23 protein-coding genes are annotated in these 25,961 nt (G+C 69.5%); 2 read left to right on the top strand and 21 right to left on the bottom strand.

From position 1 onward, the window contains the following. Positions 1-102 precede the first annotated feature (102 nt). Positions 103-2,994, bottom strand: a complete 2,892-nt coding sequence (locus BLR99_RS05690; RefSeq protein ID WP_017438678.1) for an aconitate hydratase — start codon at positions 2,992-2,994, stop codon at positions 103-105. Positions 2,995-3,552: 558 nt separating this feature from the next. After that, positions 3,553-3,852, bottom strand: coding sequence for an H-NS histone family protein (locus tag BLR99_RS05685; protein ID WP_011794295.1), 300 nt, complete (start codon positions 3,850-3,852; stop codon positions 3,553-3,555). Positions 3,853-4,072: 220 nt separating this feature from the next. On the opposite strand from BLR99_RS05685, the gene BLR99_RS05680 reads away from it, so the two are divergent. Continuing rightward, complete coding sequence (locus tag BLR99_RS05680; protein ID WP_017438679.1) at positions 4,073-4,915, top strand: symmetrical bis(5'-nucleosyl)-tetraphosphatase; 843 nt, start codon at positions 4,073-4,075, stop codon at positions 4,913-4,915. Between the two features lie 36 nt (positions 4,916-4,951). On the opposite strand, the gene BLR99_RS05675 is transcribed toward BLR99_RS05680, so the two are convergent. The 18 genes from BLR99_RS05675 to BLR99_RS05590 all read right to left on the bottom strand — a co-directional run bounded on the left by BLR99_RS05675 (position 4,952) and on the right by BLR99_RS05590 (position 25,015). Next, on the bottom strand, positions 4,952-6,421 hold the full coding sequence (locus BLR99_RS05675) for a DEAD/DEAH box helicase (RefSeq protein WP_011794293.1): 1,470 nt from the start codon (positions 6,419-6,421) through the stop codon (positions 4,952-4,954). Between the two features lie 109 nt (positions 6,422-6,530). Beyond that, positions 6,531-7,421 (bottom strand): KPN_02809 family neutral zinc metallopeptidase, encoded by an 891-nt coding sequence (gene ypfJ, locus BLR99_RS05670; protein ID WP_011794292.1) that lies wholly within the window; start codon positions 7,419-7,421, stop codon positions 6,531-6,533. A 57-nt stretch (positions 7,422-7,478) separates the two neighbouring features. After that, on the bottom strand, positions 7,479-7,766 hold the full coding sequence (locus BLR99_RS05665) for a hypothetical protein (protein WP_046060851.1): 288 nt from the start codon (positions 7,764-7,766) through the stop codon (positions 7,479-7,481). Positions 7,767-7,798: 32 nt separating this feature from the next. After that, positions 7,799-8,110: a hypothetical protein gene (locus tag BLR99_RS05660; RefSeq protein ID WP_011794290.1), complete on the bottom strand. Its 312-nt coding sequence runs from the start codon at positions 8,108-8,110 to the stop codon at positions 7,799-7,801. Positions 8,111-8,288: 178 nt separating this feature from the next. Then, on the bottom strand, positions 8,289-8,855 hold the full coding sequence (gene dcd, locus BLR99_RS05655; RefSeq protein WP_011794289.1) for a dCTP deaminase: 567 nt from the start codon (positions 8,853-8,855) through the stop codon (positions 8,289-8,291). A 92-nt stretch (positions 8,856-8,947) separates the two neighbouring features. Further along, positions 8,948-10,279 (bottom strand): guanine deaminase, encoded by a 1,332-nt coding sequence (gene guaD, locus BLR99_RS05650; protein WP_074686915.1) that lies wholly within the window; start codon positions 10,277-10,279, stop codon positions 8,948-8,950. Between the two features lie 109 nt (positions 10,280-10,388). Further along, positions 10,389-11,489 (bottom strand): BMP family ABC transporter substrate-binding protein, encoded by a 1,101-nt coding sequence (locus tag BLR99_RS05645; protein ID WP_046060850.1) that lies wholly within the window; start codon positions 11,487-11,489, stop codon positions 10,389-10,391. Positions 11,490-11,627: 138 nt separating this feature from the next. Continuing rightward, the gene (locus BLR99_RS05640; RefSeq protein ID WP_041827255.1) at positions 11,628-12,584 is read right to left on the bottom strand and encodes a 2-hydroxyacid dehydrogenase; all 957 of its coding nucleotides are present in this window, start codon (positions 12,582-12,584) and stop codon (positions 11,628-11,630) included. A gap of 125 nt (positions 12,585-12,709) precedes the next feature. Next, positions 12,710-15,127 carry a penicillin acylase family protein gene (locus BLR99_RS05635; RefSeq protein WP_011794286.1) on the bottom strand — a complete coding sequence of 806 codons (2,418 nt, stop codon included), beginning with the start codon at positions 15,125-15,127 and terminating at the stop codon, positions 12,710-12,712. A gap of 96 nt (positions 15,128-15,223) precedes the next feature. Then, on the bottom strand, positions 15,224-15,733 hold the full coding sequence (locus tag BLR99_RS23385; protein WP_228193887.1) for a helix-turn-helix domain-containing protein: 510 nt from the start codon (positions 15,731-15,733) through the stop codon (positions 15,224-15,226). Between the two features lies 1 nt (position 15,734). Further along, complete coding sequence (locus BLR99_RS23380; protein ID WP_228193888.1) at positions 15,735-16,067, bottom strand: hypothetical protein; 333 nt, start codon at positions 16,065-16,067, stop codon at positions 15,735-15,737. Positions 16,068-16,203: 136 nt separating this feature from the next. Then, entirely contained in the window at positions 16,204-17,280 is a 1,077-nt protein-coding gene (locus BLR99_RS05625; protein ID WP_017439300.1) for an adenosine deaminase, read from the bottom strand. Between the two features lie 73 nt (positions 17,281-17,353). After that, positions 17,354-18,544, bottom strand: coding sequence for an amylo-alpha-1,6-glucosidase (locus BLR99_RS05620; protein WP_041827254.1), 1,191 nt, complete (start codon positions 18,542-18,544; stop codon positions 17,354-17,356). 180 nt (positions 18,545-18,724) lie between these two features. Further along, entirely contained in the window at positions 18,725-19,738 is a 1,014-nt protein-coding gene (locus BLR99_RS05615) for an aromatic ring-hydroxylating dioxygenase subunit alpha (protein ID WP_041827253.1), read from the bottom strand. Between the two features lie 439 nt (positions 19,739-20,177). After that, positions 20,178-21,344 (bottom strand): BMP family ABC transporter substrate-binding protein, encoded by a 1,167-nt coding sequence (locus BLR99_RS05605; RefSeq protein WP_017439596.1) that lies wholly within the window; start codon positions 21,342-21,344, stop codon positions 20,178-20,180. Positions 21,345-21,430: 86 nt separating this feature from the next. Further along, entirely contained in the window at positions 21,431-22,351 is a 921-nt protein-coding gene (locus BLR99_RS05600; RefSeq protein ID WP_011794281.1) for an ABC transporter permease, read from the bottom strand. Then, positions 22,351-23,430: an ABC transporter permease gene (locus tag BLR99_RS05595; RefSeq protein WP_046060849.1), complete on the bottom strand. Its 1,080-nt coding sequence runs from the start codon at positions 23,428-23,430 to the stop codon at positions 22,351-22,353. The genes BLR99_RS05600 and BLR99_RS05595 overlap by 1 nt, the downstream gene beginning before the upstream one ends. Beyond that, a complete protein-coding gene (locus tag BLR99_RS05590; RefSeq protein WP_046060848.1) occupies positions 23,417-25,015 on the bottom strand; it encodes an ABC transporter ATP-binding protein in 1,599 nt (532 codons plus the stop codon). The genes BLR99_RS05595 and BLR99_RS05590 overlap by 14 nt, the downstream gene beginning before the upstream one ends. Before the next feature lie 163 nt (positions 25,016-25,178). On the opposite strand from BLR99_RS05590, the gene BLR99_RS05585 reads away from it, so the two are divergent. Beyond that, complete coding sequence (locus BLR99_RS05585) at positions 25,179-25,667, top strand: hypothetical protein (RefSeq protein ID WP_041827252.1); 489 nt, start codon at positions 25,179-25,181, stop codon at positions 25,665-25,667. Here the strand turns inward: BLR99_RS05585 and BLR99_RS05580 are convergent. Then, positions 25,664-25,961 (bottom strand): integrase core domain-containing protein (locus tag BLR99_RS05580; RefSeq protein WP_139160124.1); only part of this gene is annotated, 298 nt, incomplete at its 5' end. The genes BLR99_RS05585 and BLR99_RS05580 overlap by 4 nt on opposite strands.

The raw sequence follows: 25,961 nt of genomic DNA, 5'->3' as shown, positions 1-25,961 counted from the left end.
GATGGGGCGGCCGTGACGGATTTATGGATTGAACATATCGTCACAAGTGTATCGATCCCGCCGGCCGGCCGGCTGCCGCCGGTCCGTCCGGCAGCGCGCCCGTCAGGCGGTCAGCAACTGGCGCAGCACATAGGGCAGGATGCCTCCGGCACGGTAGTAGTCCACCTCGATGGGCGTATCGATGCGCAGCGTCACCGTCACCTCCTGCTGCGAGCCGTCGGCGCGGCGGATCACGAGCCGCGCGTCGCTCTGCGGCGTGAGCGCCGGATCCGGCACCACATCGATGGTTTCGTCGCCCCGCAGCCCCAGGGATTCCCAGGAGTCAGCGCCCCGGAACTGCAGCGGCAGCACGCCCATGCCCACGAGGTTGGAGCGGTGGATGCGCTCGAAGCTGCGCGCGACCACTGCCTTGATGCCCAGCAGCTGCGTGCCCTTGGCCGCCCAGTCGCGGCTGGAGCCGGTTCCGTATTCCTCGCCGGCGAAGATCACGGTGGGCGTGTTCTGCGCCATGTACTGCATCGCCGCGTCGAAGATGAACATCTTCGTGCCCTGGTGGGAGCCCTCGTTCTGGAAGATGGTCAGCCCACCCTCCTCCCGCGATCCGTCCTCCTTCGGCGGGATCATGAGGTTCTTGATGCGCACGTTGGCGAACGTGCCGCGCATCATCACGTCGTGGTTGCCGCGGCGCGCGCCGTAGCTGTTGAAGTCCTGCTTCATCACGCCGTGCTGCAGCAGCCACTGGCCGGCGGGCGAGGTTTCCTTGATCGACCCGGCCGGCGAGATGTGGTCGGTGGTGATCGAGTCGCCGAAGAGGGCCATGATGCGCGCGCCCAGCACCGAGGCGCTTGCGCCTTCCGACGCCTCCAGCGCGAAGTTGGCGAAGAACGGCGGCTCGGCGATGTAGGTGCTCGCGGGCCAGTTGTAGGTGTCGCCGGATACGCCCTGGATCTTGCCCCAGAGGGCTCCCGGATCGGTCTTCACCTTGCCGTAGTTCTCTCGGAACGCCTTGCCGTTCATCGCATGTTTCATGAGCTGGTGCACTTCGTCGCTGCCGGGCCAGATATCGCCCAGGTACACGTCACGGCCGCCGCGCCCCTTGCCTACCGGCTCGGTCATCAGGTCGCGCAGCACCGTGCCGGCGATGGCATAGGCCACCACCAGCGGCGGGCTCGCGAGGAAATTGGCCTTGATGTTGGGATGGATGCGCGCCTCGAAATTGCGGTTGCCCGAGAGCACGGCGGCGCAGACGAGATCGCTGCCCGTGATGGCATCGTTGATCTCGGGCGCGAGGTCGCCCGCGTTGCCGATGCAGGTCGTGCAGCCGTAGCCCGCCACGGCGAAGCCCAGTTTCTCGAGGTAGGGCAGCAGGCCGGTTTCGCTCAGGTACTGCGTGACGATGCGCGAGCCGGGGGCCAGCGAGGTCTTGATGTGCGGCTGGACTTTCAGGCCCGCCTCCACGGCCTTCTTGGCCAGCAGGCCGGCGGCCAGCAGCACGCTCGGGTTCGAGGTGTTCGTGCAGCTCGTGATGGCGGCGATCAGCACGTCGCCGTTGCCGATCGTCGGGTCGGAGCCCTTGGCCGGCAGGCGGATGGACGGATCGGCGTGCTTGACCGCGAGCTTGGGCTTGTTGTGCTCCATCTCCACCAGGAAGCGCGGGCCGCCCGCGGGTGCATCTTTCTCGTCGGGGACGTCCTCGCAGACTTCCTCCTCGCCGCGATGGATGTGGTGGCGCGTGTGCAGCAGCTCGGCGGGGCGGTTGAAGCCGCTTTCGGCGGCCGGCCTGGAGAAGAGCGCCGTGAACTGCTCCTTCACCTTGCCGAGTTCGATGCGGTCCTGCGGGCGCTTGGGACCCGCGAGGCTCGGGGTGACGTCGCCCAGGTCCAGCCGCACCACCTGCGAGTAGTCGATCTCACCCGCCTTGGGCACGCCGAACAGGCCCTGCGCGCGGAAGTACGCTTCGAAGGCTTCGATCTCCGCCTTGGTGCGGCCCGTGCCCTTGAAGTAGTCGATGGTCTTCTCGTCCACCGGGAAGAAGCCCATGGTGGCGCCGTACTCGGGCGCCATGTTGCCGATGGTCGCGCGATCGGGCAGCGACAGCGTGCGCGTGCCCTCGCCGAAGAACTCCACGAACTTGCCCACCACCTTGTGGCGGCGCAGGATCTCGGTCACCGTCAGCACGAGGTCGGTGGCCGTCACGCCCTCGCGCAGCTGGCCCGTGAGCTCGAAGCCCACCACGTCGGGCGTGAGGAAGTACACCGGCTGCCCGAGCATCGCGGCCTCGGCCTCGATGCCGCCCACGCCCCAGGCGACCACGCCGATGCCGTTGATCATGGTCGTGTGGCTGTCCGTGCCAACCAGGGTGTCGGGGTAGTGGACGCCATCGGCGCGCTGGTGCACGCCGCGCGCGAGGTATTCCAGGTTCACCTGGTGGACGATGCCGAAGCCCGGGGGCACCACCCCGAAGGTGTCGAACGCCTGCATGCCCCACTTCATGAATTCGTAGCGCTCGCGGTTGCGCTGGAATTCGAGCTTCATGTTCAGGTCCAGGGCCTTCTTGGTGCCGTAGTAATCGACCATGATGGAGTGGTCCACCACGAGATCGACCGGAACGAGCGGCTCGATCTTCTTGGGTTTCCTGCCCAGGCGCTGCGCCACGCTGCGCATCGCGGCCAGGTCGGCCAGCAGGGGCACGCCGGTGAAATCCTGCAGCACCACGCGCGACACGATGAAGGGAATCTCGTCCTTCCGGTCGGCGACGGGCTGCCAGTTCGCGAGCTGCTCCACGTGCTCGGGCGTCACCTTCAGCCCGTCGCAGTTGCGAAGGACGGACTCCAGAACGATGCGGATCGATACCGGCAGCCGCCGGACGGAGGGGAACTTCCGCGCCAGGGCGGGCAGGGAATAGAACTGGCCGCTTTTACCCGACCCGGTGGTGAATGTCTGCAAAGTGGATGCGAACGCGTGGCGCGGAACCACGGGGGACTTCGAGGCCATGTAGCACTACTCCTTTAATGGGGCGACAACACTCCCATTTTGGCAGTCCGGGATTTCAATGCAAATGTAGGGCGAAGGCTGCGGGCCTGCCCCAAGCCCAGGGCGCCGCAGAAAGCGCCCCGCGGCGCGGGGAATGCTCCGCTCCGCCCGCGGGTGGAATCCATCGCGCACATGGAAAGCGCCAAACTCCTGCAATAGCACAGCAGAAAATGTGTTAAGCACGCGCGTGGCAGATATTGCCGAGGCACCGCGGCGCCCGCGTGCATACCTGTCGGAACGGACAGCCAGCGCATTGCGCCATTGCCGAGGTGGGGAAGACGGACGGCCTGGCAATCGACAAAAGGCCGGGCTGTGCATTCACGGCCAGCCTCCTGCGAAGAGGAATCGGTGCATGCAGGTATTCATCCTCGCCGGAATGGCCTGGGGAATCACCATGGCAACCCGATCGGCAAGTGGCCGAAGACAATAAAAAACCCGCCGGAGGCGGGTTGAGTCAGCTCTACGGGAAAGGCCGGCTGGCACGGTGGCCAGTGCGAAGCATCCGGCCTGGCTGCGCCATCAGATGGCGAATTGTTCGCGATTTTCGCCCTGGATCCACTTGGGCGCCTTTCCGCGGCCCGTCCAGGTCTGGCCAGTGGCGGGATTGCGGTATTTCGGGGCCACCTTGGTACCGGCGCTCGCGCTGCGTGCGCGGCCCGAAGGGAATACGTCTTCCGCCTTGAGGCCGTACTCGGACACGAGCGAACGCACCTGGGCGATCGCATCCGACAACTCGCGGCGCCGTGCCTCGTTGATTTGCTGCTCGAGTTGTTCGCGCTGCTTCAGCAGTTCCTTGTAGCTGGTGTTCATGTCGGTCATGAGTGTGGAGTGGATAACAAGGCTCGCATTATAGAAACTATTTTTGATTACGTGCAGGTTTCCGGGTATTCACCGAAACAAACCCTATGGAGCCCGACGGGAACTTTGAAAGCGGAAACCTCTCGAATCCCGCCCTCGCCCCGGCCGCCTGCCAGGGCTTTCTCGGTGAATCACAATAGCGCTCTTCCATAAAACGTGCCGCCCACGGCCCCATACTCCCATGGCCCTCTACTGCATTGGCGATATTCAAGGCTGCGACGCGGCGCTGCAGCGCCTGCTCGACACCGTGGATTTCTCCCCCAGCCGCGACACGGTTTATCTGCTGGGAGACCTCGTGAACCGCGGTCCGCAATCGGCGGAAGTGCTGCGGCGCTGTGCACGGGGCGGCGACAGCCTCCGCGCCCTGCTCGGAAACCACGATCTGCATTTGCTGGCCGCCGCCCACGGCGCGCGCAAGCCGTCACGGCGCGACACCCTCGCCGGGGTGCTGCAGGCACCCGACCGGGATGCGCTGCTGGATTGGCTGAAGCGGCAGCCGCTGGCGCGCGAACACCGGCTGGCGGGCGAACGGCTGCTGATGGTGCACGCGGGCGTGCTGCCCTCCTGGACGGCCGACGCCACGTTGGAGCACGCCGCCGAAGTGCAGGCAAGGCTCCAGGGCGATGCGCTGCCGGAATTCCTGCACGCCATGTACGGCAATGCACCGGACCGGTGGAGCGACGAACTGTCCGGCATGGACCGCTGGCGGGCCATCGTGAACGCGCTGACGCGGCTGCGTTTCTGCACGCCCGACGGCCGCATGGATTTCGACAGCAGCGAGGCGGCGGATGCCGCGCCGGACGGCCTCGTTCCGTGGTTCGATGCGCCCGGCAGGCGCACGCGCGGCACGCTGGTGGCATTCGGGCATTGGTCCACGCTCGGCTGGATGAACCGGCCGGACCTGCTGGCGCTGGATACGGGTTGTGTCTGGGGAGGCTGCCTCAGCGCCGTGCGGTTCGGTGCCACGCTGGCCGAGCGCGAGCACATCAGCGTGCGCTGCGAGCAGGCGCAGGCACCTGGCTGAGATCCGGGCCCGCCGGAGGCCCGGACGTGCCGCCGGTCACTGGCCGGACGGCGTTTCCACGGCCGGCATGGCGGCCTTGAAGAGCGCGGCGACCTTGCGCTTGGGCTTGATGTTGGCGGAAATGCCGCTGCGCGCGGGCTGCTGCCGGGAGGCGGCCTCCCAGGTGGGCGCCGCCTCGGCCGACGGTGCCTCGTACGGCTTGTCGAAGAACGGATCGCGCGCGGCGGCGGGCGTGCGGTAGCCGCCCTGCGGCCGGGAGTCACGGCCTTCGCCACGGCTGTCCCGCCGTCCACGCGCATCGCCGCCGGACTCGTCGTCGCGCCAGCCGCGGCGGCCGTCGTTGAAGCGGCCGCGCGGGCGGTCCTCTTCCACTTCCAGGGCCTCGAGATCGATCTTCTTCTTCGTGAGCTTCTCGATGTCGGCCACCAGCCGGGCATCGCTGCTCGACACCAGCGTGACGGCGAGGCCGGAGGCGCCCGCGCGGCCCGTGCGGCCGATGCGGTGCACGTAGTCTTCGGCGTTGAAGGGCACGTCGAAATTGAACACCGCAGGCACGTCCTTGATGTCGAGGCCGCGGGCCGCGACGTCGGTGCACACCAGCAGATCCACCTCGCCGCGCTTGAAGGCGTCCAGCGCCTTCAGGCGCTCGTCCTGGCTCTTGTCGCCGTGCAGCGCGGCGGCCTTCAGGCCTTCGCGCTCCAGGGTGCGCGACAGGCGCGCGCAGCCCAGCTTGCTGTTGACGAAGACGAAGGCCTGCTTGACACCGCGCGTGCGCAGCACGTGGTGGATGGCGCGGCGCTTGTCGTCGTCGTTCACGCTGTAGAAGCGCTGCTCGACCGTGGAGGCGGTCTCGTTGGGGCGGGCGACCTCGATGGTGACCGGGTTCTGCAGGTAGCTGCCCGCCAGTCGCTTGATCTCCGGCGAGAACGTGGCCGAGAACAGCAGCGTGGTGCGCGTCTTCGGCAGGTAGCTCAGGATGCGCTGCAGGTCGGGCAGGAAGCCGATGTCCAGCATGCGGTCGGCCTCGTCGAGCACCACGTACTCGACCTGGTTCAGGACCGCGTTCTTGGCCTCGATGTGGTCCAGCAGGCGGCCCGGAGTGGCCACGAGGACTTCCACACCCTTCTTGAGCTCCAGCGTCTGGGGCTTCATGTCCATGCCGCCGAAGACCACGGTGCTGCGCAGTTTGGTGTACTTGGCGTAGAGGGCGATCTGCTGGGCGACCTGGTCGGCCAGTTCGCGCGTGGGCAGCAGCACCAGGGCGCGCACGGGATGGCGCGCCGGGGAGGTGGAGCTGTTCTCGTGCTTGAGCAGGCGCTGCAGCAGCGGCAGCGAGAACGCCGCCGTCTTGCCGGTGCCGGTCTGCGCGGCGCCCATCACGTCCTGGCCGGTGAGCACCACGGGGATGGCCTCGGCCTGGATGGGGGTCATCGACGTGTAGCCCATCTCGGCCACGGCGCGCGCCAGCGGCTCGGCCAGCGATAAATTGGAGAAAGAACTTGTCATGTGCGGCCGTTATTGTCGCACCAGCCCTTCCCCGAGGCCACGGGAACGTCCGCACGGCCGGCGGGGTGGCATTTTTTGCTGCATTTTCGATAGCATCAAACCCTTGGATTCAAAGGCTCCTGACAGAGAAGGTATCGCAGGCCTTGATGCTTCCGCCCTGCAGGCCGGTCTGGAACCAGCGCTGGCGCTGGGCGCTGGAGCCGTGGGTGAAACTGTCCGGGACGACCGCTCGGCCCGCTGCGCGCTGCAGCGCGTCGTCGCCGATCCTGGCGGCGGCGTTCATGGCCTCTTCCACGTCGCCCTGCTCCAGGATCTGCCGCGCGTTCTGCGCATGGTGCGCCCAGACGCCCGCGAAGCAGTCGGCCTGCAGTTCCAGGCGCACGGAGAGATGGTTGTATTCCACCTGGCTCACCCGGCCGCGCATCTGGTCCACCCGGCCGCTGATGCCCAGGAGGTTCTGCACGTGGTGGCCCACTTCGTGCGCGATCACGTAGGCCTGGGCGAAGTCGCCCGGGGCGCCGAGCCGGTTCTTGAGCGTCTCGTAGAAACCCAGGTCGATATAGACCTTGCGGTCCGCCGGGCAGTAGAACGGGCCCATGGCCGATTCGCCCCGGCCGCAGGCGGTGGGCGTGGTGCCGCGGAACAGGACGAGCCGCGGGTTCTGGTAGGTCGAGCCGTTCTGGCGGAAGACATCGGCCCAGACGTCTTCGGTGTCCGCGAGCACGGTGGAAACGAACCGGCCCATGGTGTCGTCCGCCGGCGGCCGGTGGGCCGGGGCCTGCTGGGTCTGCACGTGGGCGGGCGGCCCGCCGCCGCTCAGCAGGCCGAGGATGGTCAGGGGATTGATGCCGAACACCCATCCGCCGATCAGCGCGACGACGATGGTGCCGATGCCGATGCTGCGTCCCCCGAACACCGGAAAGCCGCCTCCACCGCCGCCGCCGCCTTCGTCACGGCGGTCCTCGACGTTGTCCGATTCGCGATTGCCTTCCCATCTCATCGTGCGCACCCTGAAAAATCCATGCCAGTGCGTGATGGTACGCCGGCCGGGGTGGTCTCAGCGGGCCTCGAGGCCGGCGGACGGCGCCCATCCGGCGTCGGCCTGCGCTGTCTTGCCTGCCACGGCCAGAGGGCCGCCCGCCGTGGATTGCAGGCCCCGCGCCACCCAGGCGTGCTGTTGCTGTTCGGCATGGCGGACATGGTCTTCCAGCACCCAGGCCATGGCGGCGATCTGCAGCACGATGACGGTGGCGCCTGCGGCCAGGACGCCCGGCCGGATGCCGGGACGGGAGGGAGCTTCCATCCGGGATGCCGCGGATGACGGCTCTGCGTGAAAGTGGTCCATGGGAAGGCTTTCTCGGGAGACGGTCTGGCGCGTCAGCGGTGGGACCAGTGCAGGCCGGCCACCGCAGGCTCCGCATCCTCGAAGTAGGCAGCGAGTTCCTTCACCAGCCCCTGCAGGGTCTCCCCGGGCAGCCGGCGCGCGAGCGCGATCTGCTCCAGCGCATAGGCGCGGTCTCCGAGCATCATCGCGGCGCTGATGCAGTGGCCCCGGGCCGCCATCTGCAGCAGGAACGCGTCGAGCGTCTGCGCCGGCCAGTAGCGCGGGCCGCAGGGGTGGGGGCCCTCGGCGCGGTGGTCGGCGGGCGCGCCTGCCCGGGCGGAAGGAAGCGGGAAGGAGGCAAGCATGGCGAAGTCCTCGGCAAAAGAACGTATGTGTCAGTCTGCCGGCTTTTTGTGACAACCATCACGACATGCAACGGCATACCTTGATGCACATGCTAGAGATCCGACCCGGCCTTCGCACCGGAGAAACAGGCCGCCCGCCTGTAGGACACGCGCCAGTCGCGCACCCGCCGCGCGCTGTTCAGGCCTTGGGCAGCGTGACGCCGACCTGTCCCTGGTATTTGCCGCCGCGGTCGCGGTAGCTCACCTCGCAGACCTCGTCGCTTTCGAAGAACAGCACCTGGGCGCAGCCCTCGCCGGCATAGATGCGCGCCGGCAGCGGCGTGGTGTTGCTGAACTCGAGCGTCACGTAGCCCTCCCATTCGGGCTCGAAGGGCGTGACGTTCACGATGATGCCGCAGCGGGCATAGGTGCTCTTGCCCAGGCAGATGGTGAGCACGTTGCGCGGGATGCGGAAGTACTCCACGGTGCGCGCCAGCGCGAAGCTGTTGGGGGGGATGATGCAGCTGTCGCCATGGAAATCGACGAAGCTTTTCTCGTCGAAATGCTTGGGGTCCACCACGGTGCTGTGGATATTGGTGAACACCTTGAATTCGGGCGCGCAGCGGATGTCGTAGCCGTAGCTGCTGGTGCCGTAGCTGATGATCTTGCGGCCGTCGTTTTCGCGGATCTGGCCGGGCTCGAACGGCTCGATCATGCCGTGCTGTTCGGCCATGCGGCGGATCCATTTGTCGCTCTTGATGCTCATGTGCTCTTTCTCCTCGGCGTGCCATGCGGACGACGGCACGCGGACGCGATACTACTCTTTTCATAGCAGGCCCGGACGGCCCGCAGGGTACTTCAGGGGTGAACTCCCTCCGCGGCAATCACCGCGCGCTCGACGAGCCGGTCATCGCCCAGCACGATCATCGCGAACAGCAGCTCGTCCAGGCTGGCGGCCTGCGCCGTCTTGCGCGCGAGCATCGGGGTGGCTGCGGGGTCCAGCATGACGAAGTCCGCCTCGCAGCCCGGCTGCAGGTTGCCGATCACGCCCTCCAGCCCCAGCGCGCGCGCCGCGCCGGCCGTGTGCTGCCACCAGAGATGGCCGGGTGGCAGCGAGAGGCCCGGCTTGGTCTGCCCTTCGCGCCCCACGTAGTAGGCGGCGAGCATGGTGTGGAAGGGGCTGAAGCTGGTGCCCCCGCCCACGTCGCTCGCGAGGCCGTAGCGGAAGCTCACGCGGTCGGCGCCCGCATAGTCGAAGAAGCCGCTGCCGAGGAACAGGTTGCTGGTCGGGCTCACGGCCGCGACGGTGCGGGTGTCACGCATCAGGGCGCGGTCTTCGTCGTCGAAGTGGATGCAGTGGGCATACACGGCGCGCTCGCGCATCAGGCCGAAGCCGTCGTACACCGCAAGGTAGCTGCGCGCCTGGGGAAAGAGCTCGAGCGCCCAGCGGATCTCGTCGCGGTTCTCGGCCACGTGCGACTGGATCCACACGTCGGGGTATCGGGCCGCCAGTTCGCCCGCCCCGCGCAGCTGCGCCTCGCTGCAGCTGGGAGCGAAACGCGGGGTGATCGCGTAGCCCAGGCGGCCCCGGCCGTGCCAGCGGCGGATGAGGTCTTCGGTGTCGGCGAGCGACCGGGTGGTCTCGTCGCGCACGCCGTCGGGGGAGTTGCGATCCTGCAGCACCTTGCCGGCGATGAGGCGCAGGCCGCGCGCCGCGGCCTCTTCCATCAGCGCGTCCACCGAGGCCGGATGCGAGGTGGCGAAGGTGAGCGCCGTGGTGACGCCGTTGCGCAGCAGCTCGTCGATGAAGACGGTGGCCACGCCGCGTGCGTAATCCGGATCGCAGAAGCGCGACTCGTGCGGGAAGGTGTAGTTCTCCAGCCAGGGGAGCAGCCCTTCCGCGGGCGAGCCGATGACGTCGGTCTGCGGGAAATGCACGTGCATGTCCACGAAGCCGGGCGCGATGATGCGGCCGGGCCGGTGCGTGACCGGCAGGCCGGGAAAGCGCGGCGAGAGTGCGCGCCAGTCGCCCGCGGCGACCACGCGCTGCACGCCGTCCGGGCCGGGGCCGATGGCGAGCAGGCCGTCTTCGTCGTAGAGCGGGCGGCCGTCGGCGTCGAAGCGCAGCAGTGCGGCACGCAAGCCGTGGGTGGCAGCGTCAGGGGTCGGGGGCGGGGTCGGCGTGGGCATGCGGGAATGATGACATGGCGGCCCTTCGCGGGCGCACGTGAGGCAGATGAATGGATGGGTGGGTGAGTGGGTGCGCGGGAACGGCGCCCTAAGGGTGCTGCGGGCCGCTCTAACGCGCCTGGCGCTGCACGCCTTCCACGAGCCAGTCCATGCGCAGGATCTGCCCGTCGTCCAGCGTGCGGCCGGCGGCGATCACCTCGCGGCCGGTGTTGTCCCGCACGGGAGCGGCGCCGGCCGCGAACGGGTGCAGGCGCCCGCGGGCGATGTCGTCCTGGCGCGCGAGCACTTCCTTGCGCACGGCGGGCGGCACGCGGCTGCCGAAGCCTTCCACGCGCACCATGCCCTCGCGCACGCCGCCCCAGAGGTTGCCGCTCGTCCAGCGGCCTTCGCGCACGGCGCGCACGCGTTCGGTGTAATAGGCGCCCCACTGGTGCGTGACGGCGAGGACCTGCGCATCCGGTCCCACGCCGCGCATGTCCGAGTGGTAGCCGATGGCCAGGCGCCCGCGCTCCTGGGCGGCGGCCATCACCGCGGTGGAGCCGGTATGGAAGGCCACCACGTCCACGCCCTCGTTGAACAGGGCCATCGCCGCGTCGCGCTCCCTGGGCGGATCGAACCAGACGTCGAGCCAGACCACCTTCACGGTGGCCTGCGGATCGACGGAGCGCATGCCGAGCGTGAAGGCGTTGATGCCCTGCAGCACTTCGGGAATGGGAAAACCCGCCACGAAACCCGCGACGCGCGAGCGCGTCATGCGGCCCGCCGCCACGCCCGCGAGGTACCGGCCCTCGTAGTAGCGTGCGTTGGCGGTGGCCACGTTGGACGCGGTCTTGTAGCCGGTGATGGATTCGAACTTCACCTCCGGGAAGTCGCGCGCCACGCGCAGCGTGGGCTCCATATAGCCGAAGCTGGGCGTGAAGATGATCTGGTGGCCCGTGGCGGCGAGGTCGCGGATCACCCGCTCGGCGTCCGCGCCCTCGGCCACGTTCTCGACGTAGGTGGTGCGCACCTGCGGCCCCAGGGCCTTTTCGACGGCGCGGCGGCCTTCCTCGTGCTGGCGGGTCCAGCCGGCCTCGGTGATCGGCGACACATAGACGAAGCCGGCCTTGACCGGCGCGGCATTGGCCGGTGCGGCGGGCCGCTGCGCGAAGGCAGCGGGCGACAGGAAAAGACAGGCGGCCGCGAGCGCGGCAGCGAGGTTTTTGTACATGGTGGTCCTCTACATGGTCCCGGAACTGGAAAAAGAAAAAGGCTGCCGGGACAGCAGCCTTTTGTCCGCCTCTGCGGAAGACAGGGGCGGGATTTTATCCGCGGCCCGCCTTCCGCGGGCCCGGAGGGGCCTTTCGGATCAGACCGGCGACACGACGCCGCGCCCGGCGAAATGCCCTTCCGCATTCGCCAGGAACCGGTCCACGCTGGCCTGCACGGCTTCGGGCGACCAGCCGGCCACGTGGGGCGTGAGCACGATGTTGTCGAGCCCGACGAGCGCCTCGGGCGGGTGCGGCTCGCTCTCGTACACGTCCAGGCCCGCGCCGGCGATGCGGCGCCCGCGCAGCGCATCGGCCAGCGCCTCGGTATCGACCACGCTGCCGCGCGCGATGTTCACGAGGTAGCCCAGCGGGCCGATGGCGTCGAGGATGTCGGCGTTCACCGCATGCCGCGTGGCCGGACCGCCGGGCGTGGCGCACACCAGCACGTCGCACCATTCGGCGAGGTCGCGCAGGCTGGAGAAGTACTGGTGCGGCACGCCTTCCCGCGGATTGCGGTTGTGGTAGCCGATCTGCATGTCGAAGCCGGACGCGCGGCGCGCGATCTTCTGGCCGATGGTGCCCAGCCCGAAGATGCCCAGCCGCTTGCCGGACACGTTCGGCGGCAGGCCGATGGCATCGCGCCAGACGCCCTCGCGGCAGAGCCGGTCCAGCGGGCGCAGGCCGCGCACGATGGAGATGAGCAGGCCGAAGGCATGGTCGGCCACGCAATCGTCGTTGGTGCCGGCGCCGTTCGCCACGGAGATGCCCCGCGCCCGGGCCGCGTCGAGCGCGATGTTCTCGTAGCCGGCCCCCAGGGCGCAGATGAGCTCGAGCCCGGGCATGGACTCGATTTCCTGGGCCGTGAGGCCGATGGAGCCGATGGTGAGCACCGCGCGGAAGCGGCCGCCCTGCGTGGCGATCGCCTGGGTGCGGTCGTTGGGGGTGGGCGCGTAGTGCAGGTCGTAGGCGGCGGCGATCTGGGCCTGGTGCTGCGGCGACAGGGTGTTCAGGGCCAGGAGGGGAATGCGCGGGGTGGACACGGTGGAAGCTTCCAATCCAACAATCAAGGTCGGCGCGCGCCCGGGAATCGGGCGCGGGCATGCCGCGGCGGCGCCAGGGGCCGCGGCGGCATGCCGGCCGGGTATGGTGCGATTGTGCGCCAGCCCGCGGCCGCGGGGAACTATGGCCGCACCGTCTGGGTGCGGAAATTCGCGTCCGCGGCGATCTCGGCTTCCGTGAATGGCACGCGCACCCATTGCTTCGCCGAATAGGCCTGGGTGTAGTCGCCCTGGTGCGGCGAGGCCGGGTCGTCGGACAGCGAATGGGTGAGCAGCGTATGGGCCTGCACCCCGCCCGACGGGAAGGTGACCACCTGCAGGTAGCTGTTGCCGTGCGGCTGGCCGTCCATGGCGTACCCCCCCTGGTCGATGGGGTTCTCCGAGCAGGTGATGGTGAAGTAGCCCATGCCGCCGCAGCCGCCGAAGAGGGGCAGTTTCTTGCCGCCGCGGGTGGCGAAGAGCACGTCGCCGCGCCGTGCATCCACCGCGAAACCGCTCTGCGCCACCTTGGTCACCGCGGCACCGAAAGCCTGCCGCAGCGCGCCCGCTGCCGCGGGGTTCAGGTCGCGCGGCGTGTTCAGCGGATCGGCCGGGTCGAACGGCGTGGTGTAGAGCTGGGCGGCGGGCACCTGCACGCGGCTCCAGAACTCATCCCACACGTGCGAACCGCGCGCATCGCTGTTGCCGGTGTTGTCCCAGGCGCGCAGGGCGGCGCAGGCGGAGGCGACGTCCACGGAGGAGCCGCCGACCGTGACCTGCGGCGATGCGCAGACCAGGGCGAGCGCCTGGTCCTTGAAGCGCTCGGCGCTGAAGACGCGGCTGTTCAGGACCATCTGGCGCACGATGGCGCTGGTGGCCTGGCGGCCGCCGTAGCCGTCGGTGCCGGCCAGGCGCTGCAGCGCCATGGTGTGGCCCAGGCGCGTGCGCAGGCTCTGCTGGGCGCCGGTGGCGCCGAAGATGGGCGCGTAGCCGGTGAGCGGCGCATTGGCATTGGCGAGCCAGTAGCTGTCGTTCATGTTGCCGACGTAGTCGTCGCGCTGCAGGTTGGGCATGCGCGACGGGCCGATGGCGCCCTTCTGCGCGGAGTCCGGGTCGGACTGCCAGTCGCAGGCGCTGCGCGAGCCGTCGAAGAACGGCACGCCCGGCAGCGCCGCGGCGACGGCCTTGCCGTAGGCCGTGGTGCAGGAGACCAACTGGCCGGCGGACACGTTGGGCACCGCGCCCATGTCGGCGTACCAGGCCCTGGCGCTGCCGCGGCCCACGGCCACGGTGTTCACCCAGGGGATGGCGGCCTCCTCGCGCTGGATGGCGATGAACTCGTCGAGCGAGCGGGCCTGGTTCCAGCGCATCCAGTTGCGGAACGTGCGGTAGTTCTCGCCGTTGATGTCGCGGATCACGAAAGCCGTGGACTGGTTCCAGGCCAGGGCCGGGTTGAGGCCTGCCAGGTTCACCAGCGGGCCCATGTCCGTCTTGTAGAGCGTGCGGGTCACATCGACCATGCCCGAGGCCGTGCGGTTCTGCACCGTGATGGTGGAAGCCGCCATCTTCACGGGGGCGCCGTCGCGCAGGTAGCTGGTGGGATCGCCCGCGGCCAGCGTGAGCTGGAAGAAGCCGAAGCGGCGCGCGGTGGAGACCGTATGGCTCCATGCCACGTTGTCGTTGAAGCCGATCAGCACCACGGGGATACCGAGGAACGACACGCCGCTCACGTTCAGTTCGTTGCCGATGGTGAGCTGCGCCTGGTAGAAGCGGTCGGGCCCCTTCCAGTACCAGTGCGGATTGCCGAAGAGCAGCGGGCTGGCGTCGCCCGTCCCTGCCGTGCCGAAGCCGTACATGTTGCTGCCGATGCCCGCCGTGCCGCCGACCTGCAGTTCCGGGGCACGGGACCGGGAAGCGCCAATGGCCGCGACCCCGGCGGTCTCCGCCCGCGTGGCGGCCGGCGCCGTGGCGTTGGCGATGGCCGCCGCGAAGTTGCTGTAGCCCCCCGCCAGGTTGGCGGCGAACATGCGCCGCCAGATGTCCTGCGCGGTGATGGGCTGCACCCAGGCTTCGTTGCGGCAGGCCGCGTGGGCGCCGCCGTCGGACTTCAGGTCGCCCAGGTAGCGGTTGTAGCCGGCGGCGAAGCCCTCGACCATCTGGCGCAGCTTCTCCGGCTGGGCCGCCGTCATCTTCTCGACCACGTCGGCAGAGATGACGTGGCGGTGGAAGAAGTCCGAATCGATGTTGAGCGGCCTGCCCAGGGTGCTGTTGTAGATGACCTGCGCGGACCCGCCCAGGTAGCGGGAACGCTCGCCGCGGTAGGTGAGGAACGCGTCGGCGAGGGTGCAGAGGTTGTCCTGCGCCTGCGCGTAGCCGTAGCCGAAGCCGGCGCCGCCCCAGGTGGAGGCCTTGATGTGCGGCACGCCCATGGCGGTGCGGCGGATCTCCGCGCTGTAGGGGGAAAGGTCACCGCCGCCGCCGCCACCGCCGCCACAGGCGGCCAGGCTTGCGACGACGCACAGGGAAAGCGGCCGCAGGCCGCCACGGATCGTCATGCGCATGGTTTTTCGTCTCCTGGGATGGGCCCTTCAGGCAACGGATGGCCGGGGGCTGCCAGAGCATAGGGACAAATTGCGGGGAACGCTTGTACGCAGCGGCTACGTCCCGCGCCGGACGGCGCTTGCCGGGGCCCGCGCCGGGTGCCATGCCGTCTGCGCGCCATCGTCCACGAACACGTCCACACGGCTCGCGTCCGCCAGGAAGGGGGGTGTCAGGCCGAAGCACCGCTGGAACGTGCGGCTCATGTGCGCACCGTCGGTGAAGCCGCCTGCGAGCGCGATATCGGTGAGGGGCATGTCCGAGGCCATCATCTGCACGGTGCGGCGGATCTTGGTCCACAGCAGGTAGCGCCTGATCGACAGGCCCGTCTGCTCATGGAAGAGGTGCGTGAGCCGGCCGGGGGACAGGCACGCCACGGCCGCCAGCTCGCCCAGCGCAACGCTTTCTCCGTGGATTCCGGCGTCGCGCACGCACTGCAGCACGAGCTCCACGCGGGGGTCGCTGCGCGGACGCGGCGCAGCGCGGCCGCCGGCGGCCTCCAGCATCGCGCTGCTCAGGCGGCGCAGCGAGGCGCTGTCCAACTGGCCGTGCAGCGCGCCCTCGAACACGTCACGCTGCGCTCCGAAAGCGGCCGCATCCAGCGGCAGGATGCCCCGCCCCCCCCAGGCGCGCGGCCAGCCGGCGGAACGTATCGGACGCGGGGTCGACATTCAGCGACAGCAGCCCGCAGCCATCGGCGTCGAGCCGGCGGGGTATCTGCGGAGCCACCAGGGCGGCGGTGCAGCGCAGCACCGAGCCGTCGAGCGCGACCAGCGTGAAGGGGCGGCCGGTGGCGGACGCCAGCAGGGCGGCCGCCGCGCGGGCGGTGAAGCCGGACTGGATCGCTTCCGTGATGTAGAAGAAGCGATCACCCCAGAGATGCAGCTGGTTGTGGATGGGCATGCGGATATATGCCGCAGCCCCGGTTCGCCGGAGGCGCGGCCCTGGAGCGGTTGGGCTCTCAGGGGAATTCTCGCGCCACCACTGCCCCGCCGTCGATCCGCAATGACCCGTGGAAAACCCGGGATTCCGGACCCGTTCAGCGCCGGGCTGCGAAACCCGCGAAGCAGGCCTGCAACTGGCGCCGCCAGGCCTGCTTGTCCTCGTCCGGAACGAAGCTCGCATCGAAACTGTTGGATGCGAGCTGGTAGGCATGCGCCGCCGTCAGCGTGGGAACGGCCTCGAACAGGCGCACGAAATTCGTGTTCAGGTAGCCCCCGAAATAGGCAGGGTCGTCCGAGTTCACCGTGGCCGCCAGGCCCGCGTCCAGCAGGGCCTGGATGTTGTGGTCCGCCAGGTCGGGGAAGACGCACAGCTTCTCGTTGGACAGCGGGCAGACGGTGAGCGCCACGCGCTCGGCGGCCAGCCGGCGCATCAGGGCCGGGTCGTGCACGGCCTGCACGCCGTGGTCGATGCGCTCGGCGCGCAGCACGTCGAGCGCGCTCCAGATATAGGCCGGCGGCCCCTCCTCGCCCGCGTGCGCGACGCGGTGCAGGCCCAGTTCGCCGCAGCGCGCGAACACGCGGGCGAACTTCTCCGGCGGGTGGCCCACCTCGCTCGAATCCAGGCCGACGCCGATGAAGCGGTCGCGGTAGGGCAGCGCCTGCTCCAGCGTCTCGAAGGCGTCTTCTTCGCTCAGGTGGCGCAGGAAGCACAGGATCAGCGAGGCGCTCACGCCCAGTTGCGTCCGGGCGTCCTCGCAGGCGCGGTGCAGGCCGTGGATCACCACGTCGATGCCGACGCCGCGCGCGGTGTGCGTCTGTGGATCGAAGAACATCTCGGTGTGCACGATGTGGTCGGCGGCCGCGCGCTGCAGGTAGGCCCAGGCCATGTCGTAGAAATCCTGCTCGTGCAGCAGCACGCTCGCGCCGGCGTAGTAGATGTCCAGGAAGCTCTGCAGGTTGGTGAAGGCGTAGGCGGCGCGCAGCGACTCCACGTCGGCATAGGGCAGCGCCACGCCGTTGCGCTCGGCGAGCGCGAAGATCAGTTCGGGCTCGAGCGAGCCCTCGATGTGCATGTGCAGCTCCGCCTTGGGCATGGCGCGCAGCAGGTCGGGCAGGCGCTCCGTGGCGATGCCGCCGAAATGCGGCGGAGGTGCGGTAGGGGAATCGGTCATGGGGAGCCTTTGGGGAGGAAGGGCGGCACGGATGCGCGCAGCGCAGAGCATAAGGCGCCCCGGGGCGCGCGGGCTACCAGGCGGAATCGAGCCCCTGCAGCGCGCGCCGGGCCAGCAGGAAGGTGGCCGCGTTCCAGCTCTGGCCCGCCATGCCCATGGGCACCAGCGTGCGGCCGTGGAACCACTCGGTGAAGCGCCAGTCGTCGAGCGCATTGGCGTGGGCCAGCTTCGCCAGTTCGGTCCAGCCGGCGCGGCGCAGGCCCAGGCGGGCCAGCGCCATCACCCAGAAGCCGCCGACGAAGGGCCAGATGCCGCCGTTGTGGTACTGGTGCATGAGGTTCTGGCGGTGCCGGCCCATGTAGGCCCGCCACAGGTCGTGCTCGTGGGACAGCGGATGCAGCACGACGCGCACGGGCAGGGAGCTGCCCGCATGGGCGGCCTCGATGGTGTTGACGATGCTGTGCGCCATCGCCTCGTCGGCGAGGCCGGACTGGATGGCCAGCAGGTTGCCGAACACATCGCCCTCGTCGCCCACCACCGCCAGGTTCACGAAGCTCAGGAACAGGCCCGGGTCGCGCCGGCCGCGCCGGGCGTAGTGCTGCAGCAGCCGGGCGCGGTGGTATTCGGGCAGGTCGCGCTGGAACGGGTTGAAGAGATGGTTGAAGTGGTGGTGCGTGTCGTCCGCCTGGCAGAGCGAGAAGCGGCGCTTGACGTCGAACCACAGGGCGTTGGTGTAGAGCACGTACCCCGAGCGCGGCATGATGTCCGCCCAGTCGCTGGCCTCGTTCTGCTGCAGCAGCCGGAAATGCTGGTGCTCCTGCGCGAGCAGCCAGCCGATGGCGCGCTCGACGCCATCCGCCCAGCGGTCCCCCTCCACCGCGCCGTGGCGGCGCACGTGGTCCACCGCGATCAGCCACCACAGGGTGGCGTCGATGCAGCCCAGGTACCAGAAGTCCGCGTCGCGGCCTTCCGGGTCCACGTACTTGGGAATCTGCCCGTTGGGAGCCTGCTGCGAGGCCAGCGCGTCGAGGCTGGCGACGGCGCCCTCTTCCAGGGACGGCACGCCGGTGCCGCACATCGCCATGACGCACATGGCCGCGTCGCGCCCGAAGATCCGCGTGTAGCGCCGGGCCACCGCCGCCGCGGTGCGGCTCGCGGCCAGGATGCCGTGGGGCGTGAGGTTGCGTTCGAGCAGCGCGAGGGAGGCTTCCGAACAGGCATCGATCAGCGCGAGGGAGTGGGCGTCGAGGGAATGGTCTGTCATGGCATGCGATGGGCTGGCGGGCGGGCAGCGGACGCGGCATGCGCCCGGCAGCCCCACAGGGCCGTGCGGTCCGGCGCCCTTTCGGGCATGGAGCATCGGAACCGGCACAGGTTCCATTGTGCAGCCGGACGCGGAACTGTCCATCCCCCTGGACCGCGGCCGGGCTCGCCCGGCAACGCCTCAGCAGGTGCCGAAGGTGATGCCGCAGCCGCGCAGGTAGCGGCGGTAGGCGGAAGAAGCCTTGTCCGCGGCGGTGTGCAGTTCCGCCCGCAGGTCCAGGGGCAGGCGCCTGGGCTCCTGGGATTCGAGCACCGGCTGGTCCTGCGTGAAGATGGTGTGCTGGAAATCGCGCAACCTGGCGTCCGGCGAATCGAAGTCCGCCACCGCCAGCCGGAACCACACGCGGCTCGACTCCGGCGTGACGGGGCAGATGTAGAGCGCGATGGATTCGCGCCAGCCCTCCACCGCCGTGGTGCCGGATTCCGGCAGCTTGGTCAGCACGGCCGCGTACGGGCCAGTCACTTCGTAGGTGTATTCGACCTGCGCCGCCGTGGTGGAATGCAGGTTGGACTGGGGCTGCCAGGCCTTGCAACCGGTGGCCAGCAGGCCGGTCGGCGTCGGCTCCACGCGGTAGTCGTCGATGGCCGCGGCATCGCGCGCGCCCAGCCAGCCTTCGTGCACGAAGCCGAAGTGGGACATGTCGAGAAAGTTCTCGACGATGCGCGGCGCGCTGGCCGCCACGTCGTACGGGCCGCAGTTGAGCTTGCGCAGGCGCGCGTCGCTCTCGGCGGCGAAGGCGGGTAGCGGAAGCCCGGCAGCAATGGCGTCACCCTCGCCCTCGCCTTGCGGCCCGGCGGCCAGCCGCACCCAGAGCAGCCCATGCGCTTCCTGCACGTCGAAGGCGCCCGCGCGGTGCCCGGCCGGCGGCTGGAACTGCGGCAGCGCCGGCACGTGCACGCAGCGCCCGCGGCCCTCGAACTGCCAGCCGTGGTAGGGACATTCGAGCCGGCCACCTTCCACGCGGCCGAGCGACAGGCGCGCGCCGCGGTGCGGGCAGCGGTCGACGAAGGCATGGGCACGGCCGGCATCGCCCCGCCAGAGGACGAGCGGCTGCCCGAGCAGGTGCGCCGCGAGCGGCGCGGCCCCCAGGTCGCAGGCCGAGGCGACGGGGTGCCAATGGTGGTGTTCGATCATCGTGGGAAAGTGGCTGTGGTCCGCGGGACGGGCCGCAAGGGCCGCCCGCGCGGAAAGCATAAGGGCAAGCACGGGGGATGCCAGGGCGGCGAGCTGTTGCGCAGCATGGCCGTGAGCGGTGCGAGCGCATCCCTCTGCTGCCCGACATGCCCACGCTGGACGAGTCCGGCGTGAAGGGTCCTGCTGGGCCTGCCCGATCTGTTCCGCTACCCCGACTTCCACGCGCGGATGCAGGCGCTGCGCGATGCGCCCGCCGCGGTCCACGTGATCCCCTGGTGGGCCACGCCAGCCAGCCGCGGCATCGAGGGTGTGGGTCAACGGCCGGCGGGCCTGGGACGGCCGGGAGCCGACGGGATTGCGGCCGGGCCGGGTGCTGGAGCGCTGACGAAAAAGGGCCGCCCATGGGCGGCCCTTTCGCCATCGGGGCGAGCCCCGCGGATCACTTCTTGTCGCCGCCCGGCACGGTGCCTTCCACGCCCTTGACGTAGAAGTTGATGCCGGAGAGGAACTTGTCGTCGGCGACCACGTCCTTGGCGAGCAGTTCCTTGCCGTCCTGGCCGAGGATCGGGCCCTTCCAGATCGCGAACGAACCGTCCTTCAGGCCGGCCTTGACCTGGTCCACCTTGGCCCTGGTCTCGGCGGGCACGTCGTCGGCGATGGAGACGAGGTCGATCGCGCCTTCCTTCACGCCCCACCAGCTCTGGCCGGTGGTCCACTTGCCTTCGAGCACGTCGCGCGTGGCCTTCACGTAGTACGGGCCCCAGTTGATGACGGCCGAGCCCAGGTGGGCCTTGGGGCCGTAGGCGGTCATATCGGTGTCCCAGCCGAAGGCGCGCTTGCCCTTTTCCTGCGCGGTCTTGAGCACGGCGGGCGAATCGGTGTTCTGGAACAGCACGTCGGCGCCACCGTTGATCAGCGAGGTGGCGGCTTCGGTTTCCTTCGGCGGGCTGAACCATTCGTTCACCCACACCACCTTGGTCTTGACGTTCGGGTTCACCGACTGCGCGCCCAGCGTGAAGCTGTTGATGTTGCGGATCACCTCGGGGATCGGCACCGAGCCGACCACGCCCAGGGTGTTCGACTTGGTCATGGCGCCCGCGATCACGCCGGCCATGTAGGCGCCTTCGTAGGTGCGGCTGTCGTAGGTGCGCACGTTGGGCGCGGTCTTGTAGCCGGTGGCGTGCTCGAACTTCACGTCGGGGAAGTCGGGGGCGATCTTCTGGATCGTCTCCATGTAGCCGAAGGTGGTGCCGAAGATCAGCTTGTTGCCCTGGCCGGCCATGTCGCGCAGCACGCGCTCGGCATCGGCCGACTCGGGCACGCTCTCGACGAAGCTGGTGACGACCTTGTCGCCGAATTCCTTCTCGATGGCCTTGCGGCCGTTGTCGTGCGCGAACGACCAGCCGCCGTCGCCCACCGGGCCGACGTAGGCGAACGCGATCTTCAGCGGCTCGGCCTTGGCCGCGGGGGCCGAGGCGGCGGGCGCGGACGCGGGCGCCTGCGCAGGTGCCGGCTCGTCCTTCTTGCCGCAGCCCGCGAGCGCGGCGGCGGCCAGGGCGGAAAGCGCGGCGGCCTTCATCAGCGAGCGCTTGTGCAGATCGGTCATGTCGAATGTCCTTCCAGGGGAAACAGGTGAGAGAAGAAATCGGAAACGTTTGGAAACGGCAATGATGGCACGGCGCGGCGACCCGGTCAGCCCCCGGGATGGAACGGCTTGCCCAGCGAGGCCGGCATGTTCGCGCGGATCCAGGCCGGATTGCGCGAGATCAGCGCCAGCACCACGATGGTGGCCACGTAGGGCAGCATGCTCAGGAGTTGGCTGGCCACCTGCACGCCCGTGGCCTGCAGGTGGAACTGCAGCATCGTCACGCCGCCGAACAGGTAGGCGCCAAGCAACACCCGTGCCGGGCGCCAGGTGGCGAAGGTGGTAAGTGCCAGCGCGATCCAGCCGCGGCCGGCCACCATGCCTTCGACCCAGAGCGGCGTATAGACGGTGGAGATGTAGGCGCCCGCGAGCCCGCACAGCGCGCCGCCCGCCACCACCGCCGCGAGGCGGATGCGCCGCACCGGGTAGCCGAGCGCATGCGCGGATTCGGGCGATTCGCCCACCGAGCGCAGCACCAGGCCCGCGCGCGAGCGGTAGAGGAACCAGGCGAGGCCCGCGGTGAGCGCCATCGCGCCGTACACCAGCGGATGCTGGCGGAACAGCGCCGGGCCCACCAGCGGCAGGTCGCCCAGCACCGGCAGCGCGTACCGCGGCAGCGTGGGCAGCTTGGCCTGCACGTACTGGATGCCCGCGAAGGCCGAGAAACCCGCGCCGAACAGGCTGAGGGCCAGGCCCGTGGCGTACTGGTTGGTGCCCAGCCAGATCACCAGCACGCCGAACACGGCCGCGAGCAGCGCCCCGGCGCCCATGCCGGCCGCGAAGCCCGCCCAGGTGCTGCCGGTGTGCACGGCGGTGGCGAAGCCCGCGATGGCCGCGCAGAGCATGATGCCCTCGGCGCCGAGGTTGACGATGCCCGCCTTCTCGTTGATGAGCAGCCCGAGCGCGGCGAGCGCCAGTACGGTGCCGGCGCTGAGCGTGGAGCCCAGGAGCAGTGCGTAGGCTTCCATCACGCGGCTCCTTTCCGGGCCGGCGCGCCGATCCAGCGCACGCGGTAGGCGATCAGCGTGTCGCAGGCCAGCAGCGTGAACAGCAGCAGGCCCTGGAACACGCCCGTGAGCGATTTCGGCAGCCCGAGGCGCGACTGCGCGAGCTCGCCGCCGATGTAGAACATGCTCATGAGCAGCGCGGAGAACACCATGCCCACCGGATGCAGCCGCCCCACGAAGGCCACGATGATGGCCGCGAAGCCGTAGCCCGCCGGCACGTAGGGCGTGAGCTGGCCCAGGGGACCGGCCACTTCCAGCGCGCCCGCCAGGCCGGCCGCGCCGCCGGAGATGAGCAGCGCCGTCCACAGCGCACGGCGCGACGAGAAGCCGGCGTAGCGCGCGGCGGCCGGGGCGAGCCCGCCCACCTGCTGGGCGAAACCGGCCCGTGTGCGGAACAGGAACACCCACAGCGCGGCGGCAGCGGCCAGCGCGATCGGCAGGCCGATGGTCACGCGCGAGCCCTGCATCAGGCGCGGGATCTGCGTCACCCGCTCGAAGGTGCGGGTCTGCGGGAAGTTGTAGCCCATCGGGTCCTTCCAGGGACCATAGACGAGGTAGCCCAGCACCAGCGTGGCCACATAGACCAGCATCAGGCTCACCAGGATCTCGTTGGCGTTGAAGCGGTCGCGCAGCAGCGCGGTGATGCCGGCCCAGCACATGCCGCCCAGCACGCCCGCCACCAGGATGGCCGGAACGATCCACGGCCCGGTGGTCTTGTCCGCCAGCAGCGCGATGCCGCCCGCGGCCACGGCGCCGATCACGTACTGGCCCTCCGCGCCGATGTTCCACACGTTGGAGCGGAAGCACACGGCCAGCCCCAGCGCGATCAGCAGCAGCGGCGTGGCCTTGACCATGAGTTCGCCGATCGCGTACTGCGTCTTGATCGGCTCCCAGAAGAACACCTGCAGGCCGCGCACCGGGTCCTTGCCCAGGGCGGCGAACAGCAGGACGCCGATCAGCACGGTGAAGGCCAGCGCGAGCAGCGGCGAGCCATAGGTCCACAGGCGCGAGGCCTGCGGACGCGGTTCAAGCTTGAGCATGCACGCCCTCCGGATGGTCCTGGCTTTCCCGGCGGCCCAGGTGCGCCTGGACGTCGGCGTTCCACAGGCCGCTCATCCATTCGCCGATGCGCTCCACCGTGGCGTCCGCCCGGTCGATGGAGGGCGACAGGTGGCCCTTGGCGATCACGTGCAGGCGGTCGGAGATCTCGAACAGTTCGTCCAGCTCCTCGCTCAACACCAGCACCGCGCATCCCGCGTCGCGCAGCGCCAGGATCTCGCCGCGGATCTGCGCGGCAGCGCCCACGTCCACGCCCCAGGTGGGCTGCGAGACGATCAGGAGCTTCGGGCCGGCGTCGATCTCGCGGCCCACGATGAATTTCTGCAGGTTGCCGCCGGACAGTGACTTCGCCGCAGCCTGCGGGCCGCCCGCCTTCACCTGGAAGCGCTCGATGATGCGGCGCGCCTGCGCGGCCAGCGCGCCGGTGCGCACCCAGCCGCCCGCGCCCACGCAATCCGAGCGCGTGAGCAGCAGGTTGTCCGCCAGGCCCATGGTGGGCACGGCGCCGCGGCCCAGGCGCTCCTCGGGCACGAAATGCAGGCCCAGCGCACGGCGCGCGCGCGGGCCCATCCGGCCGGCCGGGCGGCCCGCCACGCGCACCATCGCAGGCGCGGCGCGCGTGTCCTCGCCCGAGAGCGCGTAGAGCAGTTCCTTCTGGCCGTTGCCCGAAACCCCCGCGATGCCGACGACCTCGCCGGCCCGCACGGAAAAGCCGACGTCGATCAGTTCCACGCCGAACGGATCTTGCCGCTGCAGGCTGAGGCCCTCGACCTCCAGCACGGCCTCGCCCGTGCGTGCGGGCCGGTGCTGCAGGGCCGGCGGCTCCGCGCCGATCATGAGCCGCGACAGCGAGGCGTTCGATTCTTCCGCCGGATTGCACACGCCCGTCACCTTGCCGCCGCGCAGCACCGTGCACGCGGTGCACAGCGCGCGGATCTCGTGCAGCTTGTGGCTGATGTAGAGGATGCTGCAGCCCTCGGCGCTCAACTGGCGCAGCACCACGAAGAGCTTTTCCACCGCCTGGGGCGTGAGCACCGACGTGGGCTCGTCCAGGATCAGCAGGCGCGGCGAGGTGAGCAGCGCGCGGATGATCTCCACCCGCTGCATCTCGCCCACCGACAGGGTGTGCACCGGCCGCAGCGGATCGATGTCCAGCCCGTACTGCGCGGCAGTGTCCCGGATGCGACGCGTGACCTCGGCCAGCGCCAGTCCCTTGTCCAGCCCCAGCCAGACGTTCTCGGCCACCGTGAGGGTGTCGAACAGGCTGAAATGCTGGAACACCATCGCGATGCCGAGTTGCCGCGCCTCCTGCGGATTGCGCACCGCCACCGGCCGGCCGTCGAACCACACCGCGCCCTCGTCGGGCTTGACCGATCCGTAGATGATCTTCATCAGCGTGGACTTGCCGGCGCCGTTCTCGCCGAGCACCGCGTGCACCTCGCCGGGCTGCACGGTGAGCGACACGCCGCTGTTGGCCACCACGGCCGGGTAGCGCTTGGTGATGCCCGCCAGCTGCAGGCGCGGTGGCGCACCGGCGGCAGCTGGCGGCATGGGGGGAGCATTCATGCGGGCGATTGTCTCTTGGATTGAATCGGGCGGCGCAGAAAGAAGAGCGCCCGGCGGTACCATGCAAGCCCCGTGCCGTACCGGTGCGCGGAATGCTGCTCCGGTGCCCTCTATCATCCGAAGAGTTCTTCCGGTCTCCATCGGGCCTTTCACCGACGACACCATGGTTCCCTCTCCGTACCGCGGTGCCCTGCTGCCCCGCTTCGTCCTGTGCTCGGCCCTGTGCGCCGCTGCCGTTCATGCAGGATCCGCCCCTGCCCTGCCCCCGGCCCAGGAAGACCAGCGCCGCACGGAAGCCCGCCCCTACCCGCACGCGCTCGGCCCGGTCCAGGGCATCCGGATCCGCAGCACGCGCTACTTCGATGCCGACAACCGGCCCTGCGCCGCGCCGCCGCCGAAGTCCCGCGCGGTCACGCCCCGCCATGTGCGGACGTTCCTGCGCAAGGCCGTCCCGGTGTCGCAGATCGACGTGATGAACTATCACGGCGCGTTCGGCGAATGCATGAGCGACTGGGTGGACGTGACGTTCGCCGATGGACGGCGCGTGCGGATGACCTTCGCGGCAGACAGCGGCGTGGCCTACCTCGCGCCCCTGGTGGACGGGAAGGAAGGCGAGGTGTATTTCTACGTCTGCGAGGACTGCGGCCGCTAGCTGTTGAGTCTCACGAGGTTGTTCACACCCGGAATGCGTGTGATGGGAGGCTGATGGCCGAGCGCGGAGTGTGGCCGGCACCAGTTGTAGCCGTCAATGAAGGGCTGCAGGGCAGCCGTGCGTTGGGCTGAGCTTTCGTAGGGTCTGGCATAGGCCCACTCCCGCAGGCTGGTCTGTACGAATCGCTCGGCCTTGCCGTTGGTCTTGGGCGTATAGGGCCGCGTGCGGATGTGGCGGATGCCCAATTCCTCGCAGGCCGCGCGGAAGGCGTTTTTGTAGCCAGAGCCGTTGTCG

It is taken from the genome of Paracidovorax citrulli (genome assembly GCF_900100305.1).
GTDB lineage: Bacteria > Pseudomonadota > Gammaproteobacteria > Burkholderiales > Burkholderiaceae_C > Paracidovorax > Paracidovorax citrulli.
The sequence above is the reverse complement of the archived record's forward strand: the minus strand, read 5'-3'. Positions and strand labels throughout refer to the sequence as shown.